Source organism: Streptomyces sp. SID14478 (genome assembly GCF_010548525.1).
In the GTDB taxonomy this organism is placed as follows: domain Bacteria; phylum Actinomycetota; class Actinomycetes; order Streptomycetales; family Streptomycetaceae; genus Streptomyces.
Map to the genome: position 1 here is coordinate 1 of NZ_JAAGMG010000597.1, position 20,957 is coordinate 20,957.

Sequence of the window (20,957 nt, forward strand, 5' to 3'; positions counted from 1 at the left end):
GCCGCGGGCGCCGAACTTCCCGAACTCCATATTGCCCGCGGGCACTTACCTCCCCTTCCCGGGGTGCGGGACCTTGTCGAGAACGGCGGGTGCGGCGGGCAGTGCCTGGACCGCGGCGTCCTTCGCCGCGACGAGAGCGGCGGTGAACCGGTCGGCAACAACCTTGGCCTGCTCAGACAGCGCTCCCACCTCGGCCGTCGCCAGGTCGGCGCGGGCGGTCGAGGCGAGAAAGTCCAGCACGTCGGCGCCGTCCTTCTCCAGTTGCTTCATCTGCTGCAGTTCCCGCAGACGAGCGTCAGCCTCCGCCGTCTGCGCCGCGTACGTCTCCAGCGCCTCCACCTGCACCTCGATGGCAGCCAGGCCCGTCTTCAGCGCCGCCCGGCGGGCGTCCAGGGGCGCCTGGGCGTGCTCGCCCTCCGCCGTGTCGGGAGTCTCCTCGACGAGGCCGCTGTAGCGGTCCAGGGAGCGGGCCACCTCCCAGACCTGCGCGGGGAGCTGGAGCTCGGCGCGCTGGCGGTCGACCAGGTCGCGTTCGTGGACCTCGGAGTCGAGGACCTTCAGAGCAGCGCTGCGTGCACGGTGGAGGAGATCGGCGGCCTCGTCGGTGAGCTGGGAGGGCAGCACGAAGCGGTCGCGTACCGCGCGCACGTCCCGCCTCTGCCGCTCCGCTTTCCGTCATGTAGGTCAGGGCCGTGTATCAGGTGACGCATAGCGCAGTAGTGGGTGATGCGCTCGCGGTGAAATTCGGGCAGGACGCAACCGCGCTGCCAGCACGGGTCGTGGGCAACGGACTGACAGACCGGGCACGGCACCCCCAGTACGTGGTCGCGGGGCGGTATCGCCTTAAGCGCGTAACGCAGGTAGGCCTCTCGCTTGCCGACCACGTGGGGAGGCAGCAGCACATCGACCTCGGCCGGCGGCACATCGTGCGCGAACCGCGCCCGCACTGCACTCCACTCCGCGTCCGGCGTCCCGTTGTGACACGCGTCCGCGTGGATGAGCCGCACATGATCGATGTCCCTGCTCCCGGCACGATAGGCCACTGCGTCGGTCCGGACCCACCAGCGATGCTGTTCCGCAACAGCCTCGGGTGCCACCACCCGCCGTCTAGGACCACGCTGTCGCCGGAACCGGACTCGTAGCGCTGGACCGCCAACTGGCACACCATGCACTGCTCCCAGACGCCCAGGGAGTCGCCGTATTCAACGTACATGCGGCATACCCTCCTCACCTTCACCAAACCGTGAACTGCCGCTTGCCGCCGACGGGCGCTCCTGCTGTGGCGCGCTCCAAGACATGCAGCTCAGAGCTGCCTGCCTGGCGCGGTGCGGCAGCTTGTTGCACCAAGACCTCACGAGCGGACAGTGCTGCCAGGAATCCGCACGACGACCGTGTGAGGGTCGACACCCTCCAGTGGTGGGTTCATGGCGTAGATTCCGGCGTCGTGTAGCTCTCCCCGGTCGTGTGGCATCAGGTAGAACACCCGCCGTAGGAAGCGGTCGGACTGGGATACGGCCGGGGCCGCGAGCGCCAGTTCGGCGTAGCCGATGAGTCGGCCGCAGGTGCGACGGGGGCGTCCGGCTCGGCGGGAGGTCTCAATGAGCGTCTGGCGCACGTAGCTGAACTGTTCCGGGTCCGTCTCCCAGACGATGCAGACTTCGTGTTCAAGGTCGGCGGGTGTCATGGGGCACTCCTGTGGTGGCCGCCCGCGCGAACCGCGCTGGGCACGGTCCGCGGGTCAACTGAGGGCAGGTGCACTGGCCTTGGCGGCATTCCATTGCATGAGGAACTGCGGATCGAGCTCGCGGCGAGGAACGACATCGAGCACGGACCGAGGGACGGCAACGGAGTGGGGGTCAGCCGGCGCCCGCTCGATGAAGCCACGCGCCTCCAGCCGGGCCATCGCCTCCGCGCGCTCCTGCTCGGACAGGTAGGACAACGGCATGAGGTACAGGGCGATCCCGTAGTTGGCGCATTCAGGAGCCTCGGCCTCCCGCAGTCCTGCCGCGTACAACGCGAGATGCAGCAAGACCGCCGATTCATCCCAGTACCCCAGCAGCGTTTTGACGACGGCGGGATGCCAGGCGACCACCATCGTGTGGGCGTCATTGGGGTACCACTCCATGAAGATGCGGGAGGGCTCGTCCGGAAGCAACTGGTGGGGCGGGAGCGGTTCCAGGGATCGCCGGGCCGCTGTGAGCCGATCCACGTGGAGCTGCGAGCGGCCGGCGCGATCGGGCGCGCACTTGTGTCCGGGCTGGGCGTGGCACCGAGGACAGCTCCGTCGACGTGCTCGCTCACGAACCTCGGGCGGAACAGCGCGGCTCACAATGATCTCCCCTACGGCCTGGCGTGTGGTGGAAGACGCCCCATCACACGTATCCCTAACGACCGCCGTGCGCTCAGGGCGACTCGTATCCTTGATAGTTCACCCTGGTGAGCGGGTACGTGGGATTCCTGCGTGCAGGTTGGCACGGCCCCTGCGCCCTCAACTGCCGGCCGGAGCGATGCTGACGACCGCGGTGCCATTGGAACTGGTGCCGCTGACGGCTGACGCAGAACATGCCCCGCCATCTGTTGCGTCACGGTCCGGTCTTCGCGAGCAAGGAGCGTTTATGGACCAAGCATGGGCCGATGCCCTGGCCCAGGAGTCTGGCTGCGCGGCGGCGGGGCGGGCCGTGCTGACGGGGGCGGACCACCCTGGTCAGCCTCCGCGGTCAACGCCGGCGCCTCAATTCGAGGGGCGGTAGCTGTTGTTGATGACCTCGTCGGTGCGCCAGCTCTCCGGCGCCTGGTCCAGGCGGTTGGGGGAGAGTTAGTCAGACTGTCCGGCAAGTGATCAGGGAGGGAAACTCATGGCGGAGGTATGGATCTTCAGGCCTGAGCAAGGGGATCTGCCCCGGCGGCTGTTCCGCGCGGCAGACATCGGGAGCATCTGGCTGGAGGGCAGCTACCAGCTGCGGGCCGGGATGAGCGACTCCTCACGGGAGGTGATCCTCGCCCTGGCAACGCATGGGGAACCTGACTTTCCTGAGCTGTTCGACTGGAGACTGCAGGAGCAGATCGACCGCTGCCGAGCCGACGCCAGCGAGCCGTCCTTTGTACTGGTGTGCCGTTGGGTGGAGGGGACCGGAATGGACTGGGTCCCCTACACACGGCAGGCCTATGAGGTGGAGTTGGAGAAGTACCGGGCCGCGGACACCGGACAGGCCTCGTAATTGTGAACGGTCGCCTGCCAGGCGACGCCCAGGCACAGTCACCGTGTTCATTCCGCCGAGTGCCGGCCGCCGCCCTTGCGGATGCTGCAGTCCCACTCCGGCACTTTAGGGAACCAGTCCGATGTGCTCGATATGGAGTGTCTGGTGGGCGTCGTCGACGCGATAGAGGATGCGCCAGCGTCCTACGCGCAGGCGCCGGTGGCTGGTGCCCCACGGGACGCTGCCTGCAGGTTTCGGATCCCGGGCGAGCAGGTCGCTGGCCTCGAACACCTCACTCAGGGTGTCCGGGTGCTCTTCAAGGAAGCGGACCGTGGCGTCGACCGCGGAAGGCTCCCAGGTGACGGCCCAGCTCACCGGGCGCGCCCGCGGTCGGCGGCCGCCCGGAACATGGCGCGCGCGTCCGTGTCGGCGACGGGAGCGGGGTGGATGCCCAGAGCGCGGTCGCGCTCGAGGCGGGCCAGGGCCAGGGCGTCTTCCAGGTCTTCGAGCTCGGCCGGCGAGACCAGCACGGCTGCGGCTTGCCCGCGGTCGGTCAGGACGACACGTTCGTGCTGAGCGGCCCGGCGGGCGAGCTCGCCGAGCTGAGCACGGGCTTCAGTGATCGGATATGAAGCTGTCATGCATCTACATTACATCTAGTGTGCACTTTGAGTGGGATGTGCCGCCCCGAGCATCCGGAGCGGAGCGAGCGTGGTCTCAGAGGTCGAGGACGGCGCGCAGCGCCTGGTCGACACGGGCCATCGCGGCGGAGTCGACGTCGCCGCGGCAGGTGGCGTCGGTGAAGCGGCTGGCACGCAGCTGCTGCAGGTTCACGGCGACGGCGGTGCAGCCGATCGGATCGCTGATGACCACGGACATCACGGTGTCGGGAAAGACGTCGGGCGGGTGCACAACGATCGCAAGGACGGCGCCGTACGCCTCATCGAGACCGGTGAGGGAGACGACCAGGACGTCCCGGCCGTCGGCGAGGGACCAGATCTCCCCGCGCTTGATCTCTGAACTCACAGAGTGTCGCCCTCGCCCGCGAGCTTTTCACCGAGGCCAAGCGTCGCAAGCTGCTGCGCGGCGTCGAGGGTCGCGGCGCGACGGGCCGCGCGGACCACGTACGCGTTCACGCTCAGACCGGCCGCACTCGCGGCCTGTCTGATCGAAGGGGCAAGCTCGCCAGGAACGCGGAGAGTCATCGTAGTGATCGACATGCCACCAGAATAGACACCGAAATCTGGTGGCACCACCCGGTGGCACCGATTGCCCGTCCTGCCGCCGCCTTGGCCGCAGTAGGACCGCGCCGCCTCGACTTCGGTGAGGTCCCTATGCGCTCCACCGGCACACGTCGGCTGGCGCCCGCTGCCCGCCATGTCCGCCGGCGTCCTGGCGGGTTCTACGGTGTTGGGGACCTGGGCTACCTCGACCCGGACGGCTATCTGTTTCTCACCGGTGAACAGGTTCGGTCAGCCACTGCCCGGCCAGCGGGCGAGCGCCGCCTCGACGTATCAGAAGATGACCTCTCTCTTGGTGGCCAGGAGAGAGGTGTCGAGATCGGCGGTCAGTACCCCGGCCCACCCCTACCTGGGCAGACTTCTGCCTGATCCGGCCGGAGTGGGCTGGCGTCGGGCAACCTCTACAGCAAGGCCGAAGGCAAGCCCGAAAGCAACCTCTACTGCAACCGGTGAAGCAACCGAGTCATGGGCGGCACCGGCTCCCGGTGGGGCATCGGGAACCGCGTTACGGCGTTCCCTGCTGCGCTGGGCGGCAAGAGCGGCTGGACGCCGTCCGCAGGGCGTCAAGCGCTCCGATCAAGGAGAGTGATGCCCGTGCCCACGTACAGCTCGGGCTGGAGGGACAGCACAGTGACCGCAGACCCGGCGCACCCGGCCTCCCAGGCGAGAGCAGCCGGGTGCGCGAGGGCAAGCTCGGCTGGCTTTGTTCGCGAGTTCCGACGGCAGATGTACACCAGTTTCGGCAGCACCCGCCGCTGGCGATGTTCGATTGTGGCGTGGGAGATCCTGGCAAGTTGTGGGTCCGAGAGATACCTGTTGCGCCGAATCTGGGTCTGCTGCAGATGTAGGTGACAGGTGTGGTCACGCGGCTTGGAGAGCCGATGTGGTCATGACGGTTTCGTATTCGACGGGGGTCAGCCGGCAGAGCGCGGTTTGTCGGCGGCGTCGGTGGTAGGTCTTCTCGATCCAGGTCACGATCGCGATCCGCAGTTCCAGGCGGGTGGCCCACGTGCGGCGGTCGAGGACGTTCTTCTGCAGCAGGCTGAAAAAGGACTCCATCGCTGCGTTGTCGCCTGCCGCACCTACCCGACCTATCGATCCGATCATGCGGTGGTCGTCGAGCGCCCGGACGAATTTCCGTGACCGAAATTGCGATCCTCGATCGGTGTGCAGGACGCATCCCGCGACACCGTCACGCCGGGCCACCGCGTTGTCCAGCGCCGCGACGGCCAGGCTGGACTTCATCCGCGCGTCGATCGAGTAGCCCACGATCCTGCGGCTGAAGACGTCCTTGATCGCGCAGAGATACAACTTGCCTTCCGCGGTGGGATGTTCGGCGATGTCGGCGAGCCATAGACGGTTCGGTCCGGCCGCGTTGAAGTCACGCTGGACGAGGTCGTCGTGCACCGGCGGGCCGGCCCTCTTCATCCGGCCGCGCTTCTTGCCGAACAAGCTCCACCAGCGGTTGTCCCGGCAGATCCGCCACGCGGTCCGGTCCGCCATGGTCAACCCCGCGGCGCGGGCCTCATCGACCAGAAACCGGTAGCCGAACTCCGGGTCCTCCAGGTGCGCGTCGAACAGTGCGTTCGCGCGAGCGGCCTGCTCAAACTCGGCATCGGTCACCGGCCGTTCCAGCCACCGGTAGTAGGGCTGTCGGGCGAGCTTGAGGACCCGGCACGTCACCGTGACGGGCACCCCGTCCACGGCGAGCTCTTTCACGAGCGGGTAGATCCTTTTCCCGGCAGATGCGCCTGCGACAGGTAGGCCGCGGCCCGGCGCAGGACCTCGTTCTCCTGCTCCAGCAGCTTGATACGCCGACGTGCGTCCCGCAGTTCCGCGCTCTCCTGGCCTGTCGTTCCGGGCTTGGTCCCTTCTTCGATGTCGGCACGGCGCATCCACTTCCACAGCGTCATCGCATGGACCCCGAAGTCGGCGGCCACCTGCTCGACCGTCACGCCCGGGCCGCGGTTCCTCGCGACCCGCACGACATCCTCGCGGAACTCTTGCGGATAAGGCTTGGGCACAGCGACATCCTTCCCACCCGCCCCACAGGGCAAGCCAGTTCAGATGTCACCCGATCGTGCGGCAAACCCGACCCACAGTCCTGTCGCAGGCGGTGACAGCGCCGGTCGCGATGGAAGTCTCCCGACAAGCCACGGACGCCGGGCCCGAGGCGCGCGCCCGGACGGGCGACGGCGTCGAGTACACGACCGTCGGGCCCGGTGCCCTGGCGGAGCTCGGGGCGGGCACTACGAGGCATGCGACGGTTTCTGTCAGCCGGCTCCGTTGTCCTCAGAGTCCCCGTTCAGCGCCGCTTCGACAGTGGGAGCGAACGTGAACCAGTGCTCGGTGCCGGTGACTTCGAAGATACGCCGGACGAAGTCTTTGCTGGGCCCCGCCAGGACGAGAGGCACGTCGGCCGCGCGGTATTGCCGCTGGGCGAACAGCAGGCAGGAGAGCAGAGTCGTGTCCGCGAAGTGGAGGTCAGCGAGGGAGACAACCGTGAGGCTCGCGCCGTCTGCGATCGGTTGGTCCAGGGCGGCGGCGAACTGCTTCTCGTAGTCGTGGTCCATGGCGCCCGTCAGGTACACGACGGCTTTGTTACCCACCTCACGTGCGGTGATGGACAGCTCATGAACGAACGGCATGACGGAATCATATGACGTTCATGCCGCTGGTTCCATCGAGCGTCACTCACTCGAAGTCACCCGGGACGCGAGATCTCCGCAGGTATCGCGCGAGCCTGCTCCGAGGCCAAGGGCCCGACCTGACGGGGGCTCCTGGCACGTTTCAGCTGCAGCGCGGGCGTCCTCGACACCGAGCACCACCGAGTCGGCCAGCAGCTGGGCGAGTTCGTCCGCCTCAGCCGCTCCACGAATTCCGCCACCGCCGCGAGCGAGGCATCGCGGGGGGAGCGGGTGTAGCCGTGCGCGAACCGGGCCAGATCGTTGCCCGTCGCCGGGCCCGCGGCCGTGAGCGCTGCGGGACCAGGATCCGGCGCCCTGCCTCGCTGGCCACCGCTGTCTGCGGAACGCCGGCCACTGCGCACAGGTGTTCCGCGACCGGGCTGCCGAACACATCGGCCAGCACATCAATGACGTCGTTGCCGTGTTCGCTCACCATGTTCTGCGCTCCTGACTTCCTGTGCAGCCCCCTGGCCACGATCCTCCCGCCGTTCTTAGCCTTCTGGTTACTGACGGGGCAACGTCACCTCAACGTCATTCCCACGAGCCTGAGTTCACTGTTCCCTGGGCTTTGAAGCTGACCTCGGTCAAGCGCGGAATGAACAGGAGGGGGAGCACGGCGCGATGCCTGTGACCGGCCGTCGGTCAACGATGTCAAGGACTGTGGCCGCGCCACTTCTTCGCCACTTCCACATCGGAGCAGCCGTTGTCTACGCCATTTCATGGCCAGAGTGTGGCCATCTTGGCGCCCGCTTCTGGGGCTTTCGCCACTTCTTCGCCACTTCACGGGTGTGTCTGGTGAGCTCCCCGCCCGCCGTGTTTCGATCCTGCAGTCAACCGAAGGACAAGACACACGACGAACTTCTGCCCACCCCCAGCGCCCTGGACCTCTTGTTGATCTTTAACGGCGTTGACGGAGTTCGCGGCCCGGAGCGGGTGGTGGGGCGGGCCTGGTTCCCGCTTCGATATCTGCAGTGCGGCCCGCAGCCAGCGGGCCAACCGGTTCTGGATCTTTGGCGCCTTTGGCGGGGTCCGGCGGCATCAGAGGGTGTCACCGGCGGCCCGGTGTGGCTTCGATGGTCTAGAACTCCGGGGGAAGCCGGATGGGTCATGCCCGTCACAGCCAGCCTGTCCGGTCTCCCCCGGGCCACGGCAACTATCCACATCTGACGAGGAGAACGACGTTCCCATGGCTCAGCTCGACGGTAGTACGTCACAGCCCCAGACCGCCACAGCCCTGGCTGCTCTGAACTGGATCAATGCGTTAACCCTGCTCTCCACGATCGTCGCCGTAACGGTACTCGCGGTGACAGGGAACACCGGCTACCTCGGCCCCGTCATAGCGATCGGCACCGGCGCCCTCGCCATCGGCGGCACCGTGCACGTGCGCATCCACATCCAGCACTGACCGAACGAGCACCACACCACCAGGCGCGCCGGCCGGTAACGGGGTGCGGGCAGCACAGCCCGCACCCCGTGCCGCCCCAGTCGTGTCCATGGGACCCGCCCCGCTCACAGGGCCGGCAGCAACCAGCAGCACGGGGAACCATCCCGACAGCGGCCTGGGTGGAGTGTCACGCGTCCATGCCGAGCGCATGGTCGGGGGCGCAGAACGGGCAAGCCGCGATGCCCTCGGCCAGGGCGTGACGCGCATCCTAAGGTGCCCTTGGCCATGGCCAGCCCTTCGGTCTTCGAGTCTCGCGGCGGGCCGCCGCCAAAGCGCAGTACAGCGGCCCGCGTCAACGTTTTATAGCAGGCTGATGCCGGTCTTCGTTCGCTGAATGGATCTCAGGAGGCGTCAGCGCGCCCACTTGCAGACTGGGTAACTCCTGCTGCTCCGTGGCGTGTTGGCCCCGCAGGCAGGATCGCGTTGCCGGTCGCGACGATCAGCGTGAGGCCGGTGAGCTGGAGCGTCCCGTCGTCGCGGACCATAATGTGGAGACTGCCGCCGGGGACATCGACGCGATACTCGCCGCTGCTTGCGTCGGTGGCCGTGGTGATGGCGGTTACAGCCGCGCGGGCTCGGGTGCCGCACGCCCGGGTTTCTCCGACGCCGCGCTCGTAGACGCGCAGGGCCAGATGGCGGGGGCCCAGGCGGTGGAGTCGGAGCCGATCGACGCCGCTGCGCCCGCCTACACTCCCCGGCGCCTCATGTGCCAGATGCGCAGGGCGGCCGTCATCGAGTTCGGTGCGCTGGCGCTGCTCCTCGTCGAGTACTCCCGCCAGGACGTCACGGTCGGTGTGCTGGTCAACGACGTCGAGGCAGACGACGCAGGACGTCGGCATCCATATTGGTAAGCCCGGCTATCAGAAGATGCGGAATGTGGCGTGGCCTGCAACGCCAGAACCCGGTTTCGCGGGTTGAAACAGGGCTCCGGGTGTGTGCGGCCGTGCGCGTGTGACGATCAGCCGATGACGCTCACCCTCCACTGCTGCCAAGCGGGCACGCTGCCGTCGCTGTTCGACCATCGGTAGAGCTCGACCGGCGCCACGTCATTCTTGAGCGCGTTGAACCGCCCGCGATGTCCAGGCACAGCGAGGTGTCGGCGTCCGGGCGCGGCCGCGCTGGCGATGGGGGACGGCCCGTCCGCGGCGGCGGAGGCGGGAGCGGACTGCCCCGCGGCGGTGGCGAGGGCCAATCCGGCCGCGGCGCTTTGGTCCCGGAATCGCGGGACGTTCGATGGTGGCCTGCAAACAATCCGACGGTCGGGGAGTGCCCGCTGTCGGATTCCGCGCTGTCCCGATCGTCGTACGGGTTAGAAGATCGAAGATTGCAGCTGAGGAGGCTGGGATGGGGCGCGAAGCCGAGGTGCTGCTCGGGCGGCTGGCGGGACAGCGCGGGCATGTGCTGGGGATTCTGGAGGGGCTGTCGGAGGAGCAGCTGCGCCGTCCGGTGCTGCCCTCGGGATGGCACTGCTTGGCGCTGGTGAGGCATCTGACGTTGTCCGACGAGCGGTACTGGTTCCGCTGTGTGGTGGGCGGCGAGCCGCGGGACATCCTGCTGTCCGGGAAGGGTGCCGACTGGCGGGTCGGCGCGGACGAGAGCGCCGAGGACGTCTTCGCGCTCTATCGGGAGGAGATCCGCCGTGCCGACGCCGTCCTCGCGGCGACGGACCTGGACACGCCACCCAAGCAGCCGGACCCCGTCTGGGCCGGATGGAGGATGGACTTCCCCGATGTGCGCTCCGTGGTGGCGCACGTCCTGGTGGAGACCTCCGTGCACGCTGGACACCTCGACGCGGTGCGCGAACTGCTGGACGGCCAGCAGTGGGTGGTGCAGTGAGGCGGCGGTCCCGGAATTGTCTCCGGCCCGGTGTCGGATCCGGCGCCGACCCGTTCGTCGTATGGTCGCCCACAGTGTTGAGCAGGAAGGAACCCCACGCATGAAGTACATGATGTTCGTCGTGGCCGATCCGGACGCCGCGGCCGAGGCCGAGTCGACGCCGGACGACCTGACCATCGAGGAGTGGCTGGCCGACGTCGACGGCCGCGGCAAGCGCATCATCGGAGAGCGGCTGCGGCCGCTGAGCGATGCCACGACGGTACGGGTCAGCCGCGGCCAGGTGCTGGTCACCGATGGCCCGTTCACCGAGTCCAAGGAGTGGATCTGCGGCTTCGACATTCTTGAGTGCGAGGACCTCGACGAGGCCATCGCGATCGCCGCTCGGCACCCGATGGCAGTCGGCGGCAAGCTTGAGCTGCGCCCGTTCTGGCCGGGCGAGCACGCGTGACAGGGGCGATGGCCGGGGCGGTTGCCGCGGCGGCGGCCTCGGCTGTCGCCGCGGAGCGCGCGGGCATGGTGGCGAGCCTCATCCGCCTGACGGGCGACTGGGAGCTGGCGGAGGACTGTGTGCAGGACGCGGTGGAGAAGGCGCTGCGGCACTGGCCCGAGGCGGGCCTGCCGCGCTCTCCCGCGGCCTGGCTGACCACCGCGGCCCGCAATCGCGCGCTCGACATACTGCGCCGTCGCCGAACCGAGTGGGCCAAGCTGTCCGAACGGGCCCTGCTGGACGAGGCGGCGCACAGCGAGACGGACCGCGACGACCGGCTGAGTCTGATCTTCACCTGCTGTCATCCGGCGCTGCCGCTGGACGGCCGGGTGGCGCTGACCCTGAAGACAGTGGCCGGGCTCAACACCGCGCAGATCGCCGACGCCTTCCTGGTCTCCGAGAGCACCATGTCCCAGCGGCTGCTGCGCACCAAGCGCAAGATCAGCAATGCGGCGATCCCGTACCGCGTGCCGCCGGACGAGCTGCTGGCCGAGCGCACCGACGGGGTGCTCGCCGTCCTCTACCTTGTCTTCAACGCTGGCTACGGACAGCCCGAAGACCGCCTCGCGGACGAGGCGCTGCGCCTGGTGCGGCTGCTGGCCGACCTGATGCCAGCTGCCGACGAGGCCCGCAGCCTGCTGGCCCTGATCCTGTTCCAGCGCGCCCGCCGCGCCACTCGGTTCGACGCTGCGGGCGACCTGGTGCCCATGGAGGAGCAGGACCGTGCCCGCTGGGATCCGGTGCTGGCCGCCGAGGCGCACCGCGAACTGCGCCGAGCGGCACACTCTGGCCGCCCGCCGGGCCCGTATTGGCTGCAGGCGCGGATCGCGGCCTGCCACGCGTCCGCGCCGTCCGCACAGGCGACGCCCTGGCATGCGATCGTGCCGCTGTACGACGCGCTGCTCGCAGCCCAGCCCTCCCCGGTGGCCGCGCTCAACCGGGCGGTGGCGGTGGGGTTCCGCGACGGCTTCGCGACCGGACTCTCGGCGCTCGACGCGCTGGACACGGGTGTGCTGGCCGGCTACCACCTGCTCCCGGCGGCCCGTGCAGACTTCCTGCGCCGCCTCGGCCGTACCGACGCGGCCAGAGCCGCGTACCAGGATGCGCTGCGGCTGGTGGCCGAGGGCGGACCCGAAGCCCGCTTCCTACGCCGACAGCTCGCGGCGCTTCCGCCCAGCCACGGAGTGGTCCGCCCCTGCTAGACAACTCTGATCACCCGGCTTACGGCGCCCGGCAGGGAACCGGTCGGTAAGAGGTCGTTTCATCCTGCTGTTTCATTCCGATATGCAGCTTTGGCGGTTTGATGTCGGCTCGCGCCAGGAGATGGCACTCTCAGAGGTCGTTTTCCTCTTGAGCGTGCTGTTATCTCCTATTTTCGTCTGTGCTCGCCGGTGGTGGGGATGTGATGGCTGGGCTCATCACGCCTTTTGAGGTGCGTGGTGTGGCGTCTGGGGTGCCGGTCGTTGTGTGCCTGTCTCATTCCAGGACGTCCGGGTTGTTCCGTGCTTCCGGGAATCCGGGAGCACGCCTGGGCGCACGCCCCTGAACCGCGGTACGCCAAGGTCATGGCTGACCGTCGCGCGTATCCGAGTGATCTGTCCGATGCTCGCTGGGAGTTGATCGAGCCGGTGCTGGCCGCCTGGCGCTTCGAGCGCCGCGGCCGGGCCCTGGACTTCGGCCGGCCGCCCCGCCACGAACTGCGCGAGATCATGAACGCGATCCTGTATATCGACCGCACCGGCTGCCAATGGGCCTACCTACCGCACGACTTCCCGCCCTGGCAGTCGGTCTACGGCTACTTCGCCCACTGGCAGAAAGACGGCATCTTCACGCAACTCAATGGGCTGCTGCGGGAGTTGGTGCGAGCCCAGGAGGGCAAGAACCGGCACCCCTCGGCGTGCATCATCGACGCGCAGAGCGTGAAAACCTCCACCTCGGTGCCCGTCGCCAGCCAGGGCATCGACGCCGGAAAGAAGATCGTCGGGCGCAAGCGCAGCATCATCACCGACACCCTCGGCCTGGTCCTGGCCGTGCTGGTCACCGCGGCGAGCGTGCAGGACTCGATCGCTGGCCGCACCCTCGTCGAGCAGGCCGCCGCCGCACACCCCGGCCTGCGCAAAGTCTGGGTCGACGGCGGATACCGCAAGCACTTCGTCGAACACGCAGCCACCCTCGGCATCGACCTCGAAATCGTCCAACGTGCACCCGGGGCCAAGGGGTTCACCCCGATCCCGAAACGCTGGGCCGTCGAGCGGACCTACGGCTGGCTGATGCTCCATCGCCGCCTGGCCCATGACTACGAAACCCTCCCGGCCCGCTCCGAAGCCATGATCCACCTCGCCATGACCGACCTCATGGCACGCCGCCTCACCGGCGAGAACACCATCTCCTGGCGCGACCCGACATCAAGCCGTCAAAGCCACATCTCGGGATGAAACATCAGGATGAAACGACCTCTCACAGCACAAAGCCGTGCATATACCCGCCTGGGTCAGGCTTCTCCCGCCCGACCTTGGCCACGTAGGCGTGATCTGCGACTCGGCGCAGCCGCCGCCGTTCCTTCTTCATGGATCCAGCTGTCGCCAGGTCCGGGACTGCGGCAAACGATGTCAGCGGGTGCCGACTGTGGCGGCTGGCATCGTGCGTGAAAATGTGACCTGGTCGCGTGTGCGCTGTTACTCCGCGCTGTGGCGGCTGTGACCTGCGGTTTCTAGCCTGGTCAGGTTGCCAGGGGGAACACCTGGAGCCTGCCCATGCGTACCACCACCGAGCGTGAACCCCGAGGCCGCAGTGTCCCGCCGGCGCCAGGGTCCGTCGGCTGAGTGCCGTGAACCTGGCCCTGGCCGCGATCGCCGCGATGGCAGCGGGTGGATGGCTGACATGCTGGGGCCGGCCCAGGGTTCACTCCGGAGGCGCGGACCTGACGGGAACAGGGCAGAGCTAAAGGATCACGGCGCCCGTCCACAACGCCAACTGCACCTGTTCTGCTGAACGGTAGGAGGAACAATGCCGATCACCAACGCTTACGCCGAAGGCAAGTTATGGGACCCAAGCGGGCACCCGTGGACCCGGGTCAAGAACTGGATCGACCCCGACGAGGCGGAGGATCTCGTCACGTCGGCAGCCGCATGGGTCATCAACGGCTGCTCATAGCCGCTCAGTTGATCCGACGCCGACTCGACAGAGGAACTGCGCACCTACGTACTGCCCCCATGCATCACCCAGCGCAAGGGGCAGAAGCTGGCCCGAAAACGGACCATGAAGACAGTGTGGCTGGCCGAGTTGTGGGAGGACCACGACGAGCAGCGGCTCGTCGTGGTCGTCGAAGGAGGGCCCTACCCCCGAGCGCCTACCGTCTTCAGCTAACCCCCCATCGCCTCCTCCACGGCCCCGCCCGAAGACTGGTCACCCCGCTCATACCGCGTCCCCGTTCCGCCCGGCCGACCGCCTACACGAGCGTGCCACCCGTCACCGCTGCCCTGCTGTGCGAGTCACCTGCCCAGCATGGTTACGTCTCCCGCCCGCGGGAGGTGCATGCGGTCCCGGTCATGCCCGGGCACGCGAGTCCCGCACAGGAAGCTGACAGGGCTGTCCCCACTGGCGGCGGCATACGGAGTGTCAGTGCCGACCATCCGGGCCCGCCTACCGCGGGCGAGTTCGCCTGCGGTAGACACACGGTCGTGCGGTGTGCCGTCGGTTCGGCGATGACGCCCCGCCCCGGGCCCCGGCGGCAGAGTCTCGAAGCTCATGCCGGGAACAACGCCGGACACAACCGCGAAGGCACGCCGCCGATCGATCTTGCGGCAGGGACGCACTCCCCCGGCGGGCGCCCGCGCCGAGGTGCGGCGCCTGGCCCGCGACCGGATCGCGGCCGCACAGGAGACGGCCGGGCCGTGATCGCCCCGCAGCGGCGACCGCGGGCCGCGAGCGAGGGCCCGGCAGCGTGGCTGGAGAGCCAGGAACCGGCGCAGGGCCGTAGCGCACCACCCGACGCCCGGTGGTCGTACCTCGCCACACGGAACAACGGGCACGCCGCCTCCATCGACTGGGCGCGGAAGCGGCTGGCAGCCGAGGACGGAGGCTTCGTGGGGGTGTCGGTCAGCGACGCCGACACGTCCAAGGTGTGGTTCGAGGGCACCGCCCACCTGGTGTGCGCACTGCGGCCCGCGACCGCGACCGCGACGCCGGGCACGCGGACCGGTTCCTCGACTCGCTGCGGGCCGCGCACAGTCCGACGCCCCGAACGCGGACGGCCACGGCCTGGTCGCCGCCCCGTCCGACGGCCTGGACACCGGGGACGGCGACAAGATCTACGCCAGCCTGCACACCGGCACGACAGCCTGTTTCGCCCTGGCGGCCCTGCGCGCCAACCCGTTCGTCGTGGCCTAGGTCCTCGGACCTCCTCCGACCGGTCCACGTCAATCATTCACGGGCCCGATGCCGTGCCGGGCCGCACCGGGTCAGTCTTGTGACCTACCAGCCCACCCGCCGACAAGGAGCGCACGATGTCGTACTTCGAGAACATGCGGTACCCAGAGCCCCACTACCACGGCGACAAGGGCGAGGTGAGCGCGTCCTTCCGGTCGGCCGACACCCCCGCGGAGGTGTCCTCGCCCGGCGGTTCCACCAGTTACCTCGCCACACAGGAGTCGACCGGCGGCGAATTCGGACTCTACAAGGGTGTGCTGGGGCCGCGCTCGGCCGGAGCAAAGGAGCACTTCCACCGGGCGATGTCGGAGTCGTTCTACGTCCTGTCCGGCGAACTCGAGCTCTACGACGGCGAGAAGTGGGTGACGGGCCGCGAGGGCGACTTCCTGTACGTGCCGGCCGGCGGGCTGCACGCCTTCAAGAACGTGACCGACGACCCGGTGTCGATGCTGATGCTCTTCGCTCCGGGCGCCCCGCGCGAGGAGTACTTCGAGCGGGTCGCGGAGATGTCGCAGCGCGGCCCCGAGCAGCTCAAGGAGTTCCGCGTCCGGCACGACAGCTACTTCGTGGAGGACTTCGACTTCGGGACGGGGCAGGCGCAGTAACCGCCGGACCCGGTACCCGGCGGCCTCACAGCAGCCACAGCCACCGCACCACCAGCACCCCCGCGCCCAGCAGCACCGCGAGCAACTGCGGCCAGAACAGGCGGTGATCGGCGCGCCGGTCCTCGCGCGTCAGCTCGCGCGCCCGCCGCGCGAGCTGTTCGGGTGCCTGGTCGTCCTTCGTCATCGGCCCGCCGCCACCTTTCCGGTCTTCTCGGTCTTGTCCCATGTCATCTGCTTGTTGCAGAGCTCCTGGACGAAGGAGGCGACCAGGCAGGCGGCCAGCAGGGAGCCGTACCCGGCCAGGTGCAGCAGGGGGCGGGCCAGCCATCTCAGCCGGGTGCCGGTCAGGAGTTTGGCGAGCCAGGCGATCGGCATTGAGAGGGCCAGCCACGCGTAGACGACGAACATCACCGGGTGGATCGAGCCGTCCTGCGGAAGCACACGGCGAGCTTGTCCAGACAGCGCGGGGTTTCTCTGCGCAGGTGCCCGCCCGCCGGGTGGCCGAGCGTGACGAGCAGGCCGTGAGCGTGTGGAAGGAGGCGACCTGGGCCGAGGTAAAAGAGCCCGGGCGGCCTGCGGGGGCTACATCTGCTTCGAGGACGAGGCGGGCTTCACCCGCAGACCGCCCAAAGGACGCACGTGGGGCCGGTGCGGTGTGACGCCGATGGTGACGGTCAGTGGTCGTCGCTCGGGACACCTGTCGGTCGCCGGGCTGATCGCCGTGCGGTCCGGCCCACGCACCCGGCTGTGCCACCGGCTGATCTTCCACCCGGCAGGTAAGGGCACCCGACGCAGCATGAGCGAACGGGACTCCATTGCGCTGATCGACGGCACCCATCAGCTCGTGTGAGCGCCGATCGTGCTGGTCTGGGACCGGCTGAACACCCATGTCTCCCGCCGCATGCAGGAGTTGATCGACCAGCGCGAGTGGCTGACGGTGTTCCTGCTGCCCGCCTACTCGCCCGACCTCAATCCCGTCGAGTGGGTCTGGGCACACGTCAAGCGCACTCTCGCCAACCTGGCTGTCCTCACCCTCGACCGACTCAAGACACTCGTCCGCAACCGGCTCAAACGCCTCCAGTACCGGTCCGACATCCTCGACGGCTTCATCACGGGAACCGGCCTTGCCCTCGACACCCCCACGTCACCCTGACAAGCCGAAGTCAGTAACGCAGCTCGGGGGCGGATCGACGTCAAGGCGTTCGTCATATCGTGCGCGATGCTCGTCGGCGGCAGCGTCCCCACATGGGGAAACGTCGCCATTCTGCGAGACTGGTAGGGACGGTCATGCCGGGGGTGCTCAGGACGCGGCAGAGAGTTCCGCATCGAGGCCGCGAGAAGCGAGGAGCTGTGCACTGCCGTCCGCCAGCCGATAGGACAGCCCCACTACACCGAGACGGCCGGCGGCCACCCGTTCAGCCAAAACATGAGAGCGTTCGAGCAGCAGATCCACTGTGTGCTCGATGTGTTCGGCCAGGATCTCATCGGCCTGGTCGCGCCCGGCGGCCCGGGCCCTCAGCACGCTCGGGGTGACCCGTTCGACGACGTCACGGACGAAGCCGGCGGGCACGGTGCCGCCGGCGGCTGCGGCATGCTGGGCGCGGGCGTGCTCCAAGGCAGTCTCCAGGGCCTGGCGGATGTCGGGCTGCAGGATGCCGCTTCCGGGCCAGCGGACGAGCTGCTCGGCGACCGTGCGCAGCTCGATGTTGAGGTTCTGCGACACCGTGCGCAGGACGGGGAAGCCTTCGTCGGGATTCAGTGCTCCCAGGGCGATGACGACACCGATGGCTTGGTCGACTATCTCGTGCAAGGTCAGCGCGTTGGTGAGCTGGCCGACCTGCCGTGCAAGATCGCGCAGTGCGGGCAGCCAGGCTTCCACGGGCGGGGAGTTGACGGGGTCGTGACCTTCCATGAACCGCATCATCGCAAGCATCCCGTAAACAGTTGGCACCAGGCAACTGTCAGCGCGCTAACCGCGGTCCGGAGGAGGTCCGCCCGACGGGTCAGGTCGGGGCGGGGCCAGTCGCGGAGGTGTCTCCGCCGCGCTTGCGCAAGCGCGAATCCACGCGCATGTGTCGGAATCGCTTCGTTTACTGGGGTGTTGACGGATCTTGTGATGGTCTGTCGTAGCCCGTGGCATCGAGCCGCGGGCACGTGCGGCTACATGTAGCGGCCGATGAACGCAAGGTTGAGCCGGCGCGGGCTGCCGTCCAACAGAACTGCCGACGCGAAATGGTACTCGGCAATCTCGCGGTGCATGGCCCTCATGCGGTGGTGGAACTGGGAGGCATGGGTCGTCTCGGCCAGGGTGGTATGACGGTCTGCTCTGGCGAGGCTCGCGGCGGCCCGGTCTCTGGCGCCGTCACCCGGTCCATCTTCGCTTCCGATCCGCTCCATTCACCTCACGCTACGCGCCGATGGTCCTGACGGACAGCAGATGATGCCTGCCGGGCCGCGCAGCCTCTCCCACCGTGCCCTACGCCGAGGCTCAGCCGGCCATGTTCCAGAGGTCGGCATTCGACGTGCATGAACAGCGGCTGTGCCGTGGGCTGTTCAGTGCAGCACGCTGACTGCTCGGGCGATGACGAGAAGCGACGTCAGGAGCGCAGCGACGCTCTGCACGCTCATCAAAAGTTTGGCGCGCGCCGACAGCGGCATGGTGTCCGTGGGGCTGAAGGCCGTGGAGTTGGTCACGGAGACGTACAGGTAATCCACCAGCGTGGGGACCCAGTCAGAGGTGCCGCTGGCTCCGTCGGCGACCTCTTGGACCGCGTCGTCGTTCTCGTCCTGGGAGAAGCGGAAGTCGGCCAATGGCATTTCCTCGCGGGCCACTTGCGTCCTACTGACCGGGCCACCACGATCGAGCTCCCAGTAGGCGAGCCCGAAGACGATGATGTTGGTGAGCCAGACCTGCAGGGCGGCCACCAGGAGATCGGGACCGTCCTTCACTCCTGCGTGGACTAGTTGATAGATCAGTATGCCGAGCGCGACGATGTTGCTCACCGCGATCACTGCCACAAGCGTGAGCGAGAGGATGCGGAACGTTTTGGTCTGCCGGGTGAGACGCCGCGGGTTGATGGCCACCAACGGCACCAGCAGGACGACCTCCAGAGCGGGCAGGACGTACCGGGGGGCGATCAGCAGCTGCTCCGGCAGGAACAAGTACAGCCCGACCGCGGCGAGTGTGGCGACGACGGCGGGCAGGCGGGCTTCACCACGCCGCTGGTGGCGGGGATGGTGGCGGCAGGCGGCCGCTCTGGTATCGGTCACGTATCGTCCTGCACTTGTCTCTAGGAGGCGGTGACCGAGTATGCAACGGCCGAGAGCCGCACTCGGTACGAGGGTGCCCCACGGCGCCTCGCTCTGTGGCCATGCGATCCGGAGAATGGCGCCGCGGCGCCGACGCCACCGTGGGTGAATCAGTCGAGCGACGGACCCGTAAAGCGTCATGTGTACAGGAGCGAACCCAAGTCTCTGAGCGCGTACGCACTCGTGACGGGAGCTTCTTGAGGGGTCGTCAGCAGATGAAGCGGCAGGTCAGTGAGCCGAAGGCGTCGTGGTGGTCGAGACGTCGTCCCCTCGCGCGGCCAAGCGCTCGAGCTGGCGGATCAGTGCCTGGCTCACCAGCGATTGTTCCCACCCCTGGTGGGGAGACACATGCTGATGCAGCTGGACGTAGCCAGGGCGCACGGGCACACGCAGTGCAGATGATCGCGGGGCGGCCATGACACTCCCCAGTGAGGACCGCCCCGCGCTCCCCCTGTGCCCCCTTCACCCACACCTAGACAGCGGAGGCAGGCTCAGGGAATGTGGTATCGGTCACCTGCAGGGCACCTCAGGCGGTGAGGGCAAGGGAGCGTCGCTGAATCTCCTCGGCTCTGTGCAAAGCGTCCTGCACCGTACGGGTTCCCGTGCTGACGCACAGGGTGTAACTGACGTCCTCAAGCTCCTGGGTGGCGCCGCCGTCCCGTGCCCGCAGTTCCTCGTAGCGGCTCACCAGTGCGCGGATCGTCTCGGCACGGAGCATCAGCATCGGAGGCCCCTCCCACGAATAGGTGTAGACCGCATTTCATTTCCCTGCCCGGCCTGGTTCATTCCCTTCAGCTGACCTCAACTCACCCGAGAGCAGGTCTATCTGCAGCCACCGACGAGTGATTCAGCACGACAGACTGCGGAGGGGGTGTCCCTATGACTTTGGTCAAGGGGCTATCGGGGTTGGTGGTTGGTAGAAGGTTCCGTCGCGGAGCATGGCGAAGAGGACGTCGGCTCTGCGGCGGGCGAGGCAGAGGAGGGCCTGGGTGTGGTGCTTGCCCTGGGTGATCTTCTTGTCGTAGTAGGTGCGGGATGCCGGGTCGGCCAGAGCGGCGAACGCGGAGAGGAAGAAGGCCCGTTTGAGCTGCTTGTTTCCTCGTCTGGAGGGTTGTTCGCCGCGGATTGAGGAGCCCGAGTTCCTGGTCGCGGGGGCGAGGCCAGCGTAGGCCGCGAGGTGGGCGGCGCTGGGGAAACGGGTGCCGTCGCCGACGTCGATGAGGATGCGGGCTCCGGTCCTGATGCCGATGCCGGGCATGGACATCAGGACCCTGGAAAGAGGGTGGGCCTCCAGCAGTTCTTCAATCCGGTGAGCCAGCAGTTTGCGCTGCTCAAGCACCGCCTGGAGCGAGTTGGCGAGGCTTGGGACGATGAGGGCGGCGGCATCGGTGCCGGGAACGACGACGGTCTGTTCATCCAGCGCGGTGAAGACGTCCTCGATCAGTCGCTCGGCCATCCGCGGCGCTTTCGGGCGGATCAGGGTGATCAGCCTGCGGCGTCCGGCCTTGCGGATCTGGGCCGGCGAGCCGAACTGGTCCAGCATTTTGAGCACGGCCGGGTGCTGCATGCGCGGTCCCAGGACTCGTTCTAGGTGCGGGTGGATCTGGGTGAACAGCCCCGCAGCCGGTTGGACAGGCGCGTTGCCTCGGCGGCGAGGTCGTCGTCGAACCCGACGATCATGTGGAGCTCGGCGATCGTGTCGTCGTCGAGGTCGACCGAGCGC

24 protein-coding genes and 2 pseudogenes are annotated in these 20,957 nt (G+C 68.0%); 9 read left to right on the plus strand and 17 right to left on the minus strand.

Annotated elements, in window-relative coordinates:
- Nucleotides 1-45 precede the first annotated feature (45 nt).
- From G3I40_RS19310 to G3I40_RS19320, 3 genes are all read right to left on the minus strand, one after another.
- A complete protein-coding gene (locus tag G3I40_RS19310; protein ID WP_164303384.1) occupies nt 46-648 on the minus strand; it encodes a hypothetical protein in 603 nt (200 codons plus the stop codon).
- Between the two features lie 703 nt (nt 649-1,351).
- The gene (locus G3I40_RS19315) at nt 1,352-1,684 is read right to left on the minus strand and encodes a DUF6009 family protein (RefSeq protein ID WP_164303385.1); all 333 of its coding nucleotides are present in this window, start codon (nt 1,682-1,684) and stop codon (nt 1,352-1,354) included.
- 54 nt (nt 1,685-1,738) lie between these two features.
- Entirely contained in the window at nt 1,739-2,125 is a 387-nt protein-coding gene (locus G3I40_RS19320; RefSeq protein ID WP_164303386.1) for a hypothetical protein, read from the minus strand.
- 730 nt (nt 2,126-2,855) lie between these two features.
- On the opposite strand from G3I40_RS19320, the gene G3I40_RS19325 reads away from it, so the two are divergent.
- Complete coding sequence (locus tag G3I40_RS19325) at nt 2,856-3,218, plus strand: hypothetical protein (protein ID WP_164303387.1); 363 nt, start codon at nt 2,856-2,858, stop codon at nt 3,216-3,218.
- Nucleotides 3,219-3,323: 105 nt separating this feature from the next.
- Here the strand turns inward: G3I40_RS19325 and G3I40_RS19330 are convergent, their stop codons facing one another.
- From G3I40_RS19330 to G3I40_RS19355, 6 genes are all read right to left on the minus strand, one after another.
- A complete protein-coding gene (locus tag G3I40_RS19330) occupies nt 3,324-3,572 on the minus strand; it encodes a type II toxin-antitoxin system RelE/ParE family toxin (RefSeq protein ID WP_164303388.1) in 249 nt (82 codons plus the stop codon).
- On the minus strand, nt 3,569-3,838 hold the full coding sequence (locus tag G3I40_RS19335) for a type II toxin-antitoxin system Phd/YefM family antitoxin (RefSeq protein WP_164303389.1): 270 nt from the start codon (nt 3,836-3,838) through the stop codon (nt 3,569-3,571). The genes G3I40_RS19330 and G3I40_RS19335 overlap by 4 nt, the downstream gene beginning before the upstream one ends.
- 76 nt (nt 3,839-3,914) lie before the next feature.
- The gene (locus G3I40_RS19340) at nt 3,915-4,223 is read right to left on the minus strand and encodes a hypothetical protein (protein ID WP_343244961.1); all 309 of its coding nucleotides are present in this window, start codon (nt 4,221-4,223) and stop codon (nt 3,915-3,917) included.
- Nucleotides 4,220-4,417: a DUF1778 domain-containing protein gene (locus tag G3I40_RS19345; protein ID WP_239091822.1), complete on the minus strand. Its 198-nt coding sequence runs from the start codon at nt 4,415-4,417 to the stop codon at nt 4,220-4,222. The genes G3I40_RS19340 and G3I40_RS19345 overlap by 4 nt, the downstream gene beginning before the upstream one ends.
- Before the next feature lie 882 nt (nt 4,418-5,299).
- Nucleotides 5,300-6,462 (minus strand): IS3 family transposase gene (locus G3I40_RS19350; protein WP_164303390.1). Its coding sequence is split into 2 segments (ribosomal slippage): nt 5,300-6,175 and nt 6,178-6,462, totalling 1,161 coding nucleotides; the frame shifts between segments, so codons are not numbered across the junction.
- 249 nt (nt 6,463-6,711) lie between these two features.
- Nucleotides 6,712-7,086: an STAS domain-containing protein gene (locus G3I40_RS19355; RefSeq protein ID WP_164303391.1), complete on the minus strand. Its 375-nt coding sequence runs from the start codon at nt 7,084-7,086 to the stop codon at nt 6,712-6,714.
- A gap of 1,225 nt (nt 7,087-8,311) precedes the next feature.
- On the opposite strand from G3I40_RS19355, the gene G3I40_RS19360 reads away from it, so the two are divergent.
- Complete coding sequence (locus G3I40_RS19360) at nt 8,312-8,530, plus strand: hypothetical protein (protein ID WP_164303392.1); 219 nt, start codon at nt 8,312-8,314, stop codon at nt 8,528-8,530.
- A gap of 380 nt (nt 8,531-8,910) precedes the next feature.
- On the opposite strand, the gene G3I40_RS19365 is transcribed toward G3I40_RS19360, so the two are convergent.
- Nucleotides 8,911-9,408 (minus strand): hypothetical protein, encoded by a 498-nt coding sequence (locus tag G3I40_RS19365; protein WP_164303393.1) that lies wholly within the window; start codon nt 9,406-9,408, stop codon nt 8,911-8,913.
- Between the two features lie 505 nt (nt 9,409-9,913).
- Here G3I40_RS19365 and G3I40_RS19370 point away from each other — a divergent pair.
- From G3I40_RS19370 to G3I40_RS19395, 6 genes are all read left to right on the plus strand, one after another.
- Nucleotides 9,914-10,405, plus strand: a complete 492-nt coding sequence (locus G3I40_RS19370) for a DinB family protein (RefSeq protein WP_164303394.1) — start codon at nt 9,914-9,916, stop codon at nt 10,403-10,405.
- A gap of 100 nt (nt 10,406-10,505) precedes the next feature.
- Nucleotides 10,506-10,853 carry a YciI family protein gene (locus G3I40_RS19375; protein WP_164303395.1) on the plus strand — a complete coding sequence of 116 codons (348 nt, stop codon included), beginning with the start codon at nt 10,506-10,508 and terminating at the stop codon, nt 10,851-10,853.
- An 8-nt stretch (nt 10,854-10,861) separates the two neighbouring features.
- Entirely contained in the window at nt 10,862-12,094 is a 1,233-nt protein-coding gene (locus tag G3I40_RS19380; protein ID WP_203644393.1) for a sigma-70 family RNA polymerase sigma factor, read from the plus strand.
- Between the two features lie 363 nt (nt 12,095-12,457).
- Nucleotides 12,458-13,327, plus strand: a complete 870-nt coding sequence (locus tag G3I40_RS19385) for an IS5 family transposase (RefSeq protein ID WP_164303397.1) — start codon at nt 12,458-12,460, stop codon at nt 13,325-13,327.
- A 571-nt stretch (nt 13,328-13,898) separates the two neighbouring features.
- Nucleotides 13,899-14,045 carry a hypothetical protein gene (locus tag G3I40_RS19390; RefSeq protein WP_164303398.1) on the plus strand — a complete coding sequence of 49 codons (147 nt, stop codon included), beginning with the start codon at nt 13,899-13,901 and terminating at the stop codon, nt 14,043-14,045.
- A gap of 1,352 nt (nt 14,046-15,397) precedes the next feature.
- Nucleotides 15,398-15,925: a cupin domain-containing protein gene (locus tag G3I40_RS19395; RefSeq protein WP_164303399.1), complete on the plus strand. Its 528-nt coding sequence runs from the start codon at nt 15,398-15,400 to the stop codon at nt 15,923-15,925.
- Between the two features lie 25 nt (nt 15,926-15,950).
- On the opposite strand, the gene G3I40_RS19400 is transcribed toward G3I40_RS19395, so the two are convergent.
- Nucleotides 15,951-16,109: a hypothetical protein gene (locus G3I40_RS19400; RefSeq protein WP_164303400.1), complete on the minus strand. Its 159-nt coding sequence runs from the start codon at nt 16,107-16,109 to the stop codon at nt 15,951-15,953.
- Nucleotides 16,106-16,366 (minus strand): hypothetical protein, encoded by a 261-nt coding sequence (locus G3I40_RS19405; RefSeq protein ID WP_164303383.1) that lies wholly within the window; start codon nt 16,364-16,366, stop codon nt 16,106-16,108. Before G3I40_RS19405 ends, G3I40_RS19400 begins: the two co-directional genes overlap by 4 nt.
- A 226-nt stretch (nt 16,367-16,592) precedes the next feature.
- Between G3I40_RS19405 and G3I40_RS19415 the strand changes: the two are divergent.
- Nucleotides 16,593-17,078 (plus strand): annotated as a pseudogene (locus G3I40_RS19415) (transposase).
- A 147-nt stretch (nt 17,079-17,225) separates the two neighbouring features.
- Here G3I40_RS19415 and G3I40_RS47205 read toward each other — a convergent pair.
- The 5 genes and pseudogenes from G3I40_RS47205 to G3I40_RS19445 all read right to left on the minus strand — a co-directional run.
- A complete protein-coding gene (locus G3I40_RS47205) occupies nt 17,226-17,837 on the minus strand; it encodes an ANTAR domain-containing protein (protein ID WP_239091823.1) in 612 nt (203 codons plus the stop codon).
- 248 nt (nt 17,838-18,085) lie between these two features.
- The gene (locus tag G3I40_RS19430) at nt 18,086-18,322 is read right to left on the minus strand and encodes a hypothetical protein (RefSeq protein WP_164303401.1); all 237 of its coding nucleotides are present in this window, start codon (nt 18,320-18,322) and stop codon (nt 18,086-18,088) included.
- Nucleotides 18,323-18,478: 156 nt separating this feature from the next.
- The gene (locus G3I40_RS19435; protein ID WP_164303402.1) at nt 18,479-19,195 is read right to left on the minus strand and encodes a DUF1345 domain-containing protein; all 717 of its coding nucleotides are present in this window, start codon (nt 19,193-19,195) and stop codon (nt 18,479-18,481) included.
- 565 nt (nt 19,196-19,760) lie between these two features.
- Nucleotides 19,761-19,958, minus strand: a complete 198-nt coding sequence (locus G3I40_RS19440) for a DUF5133 domain-containing protein (protein WP_164303403.1) — start codon at nt 19,956-19,958, stop codon at nt 19,761-19,763.
- A gap of 165 nt (nt 19,959-20,123) precedes the next feature.
- Nucleotides 20,124-20,957 (minus strand): annotated as a pseudogene (locus G3I40_RS19445) (IS110 family transposase); the annotation flags it as partial.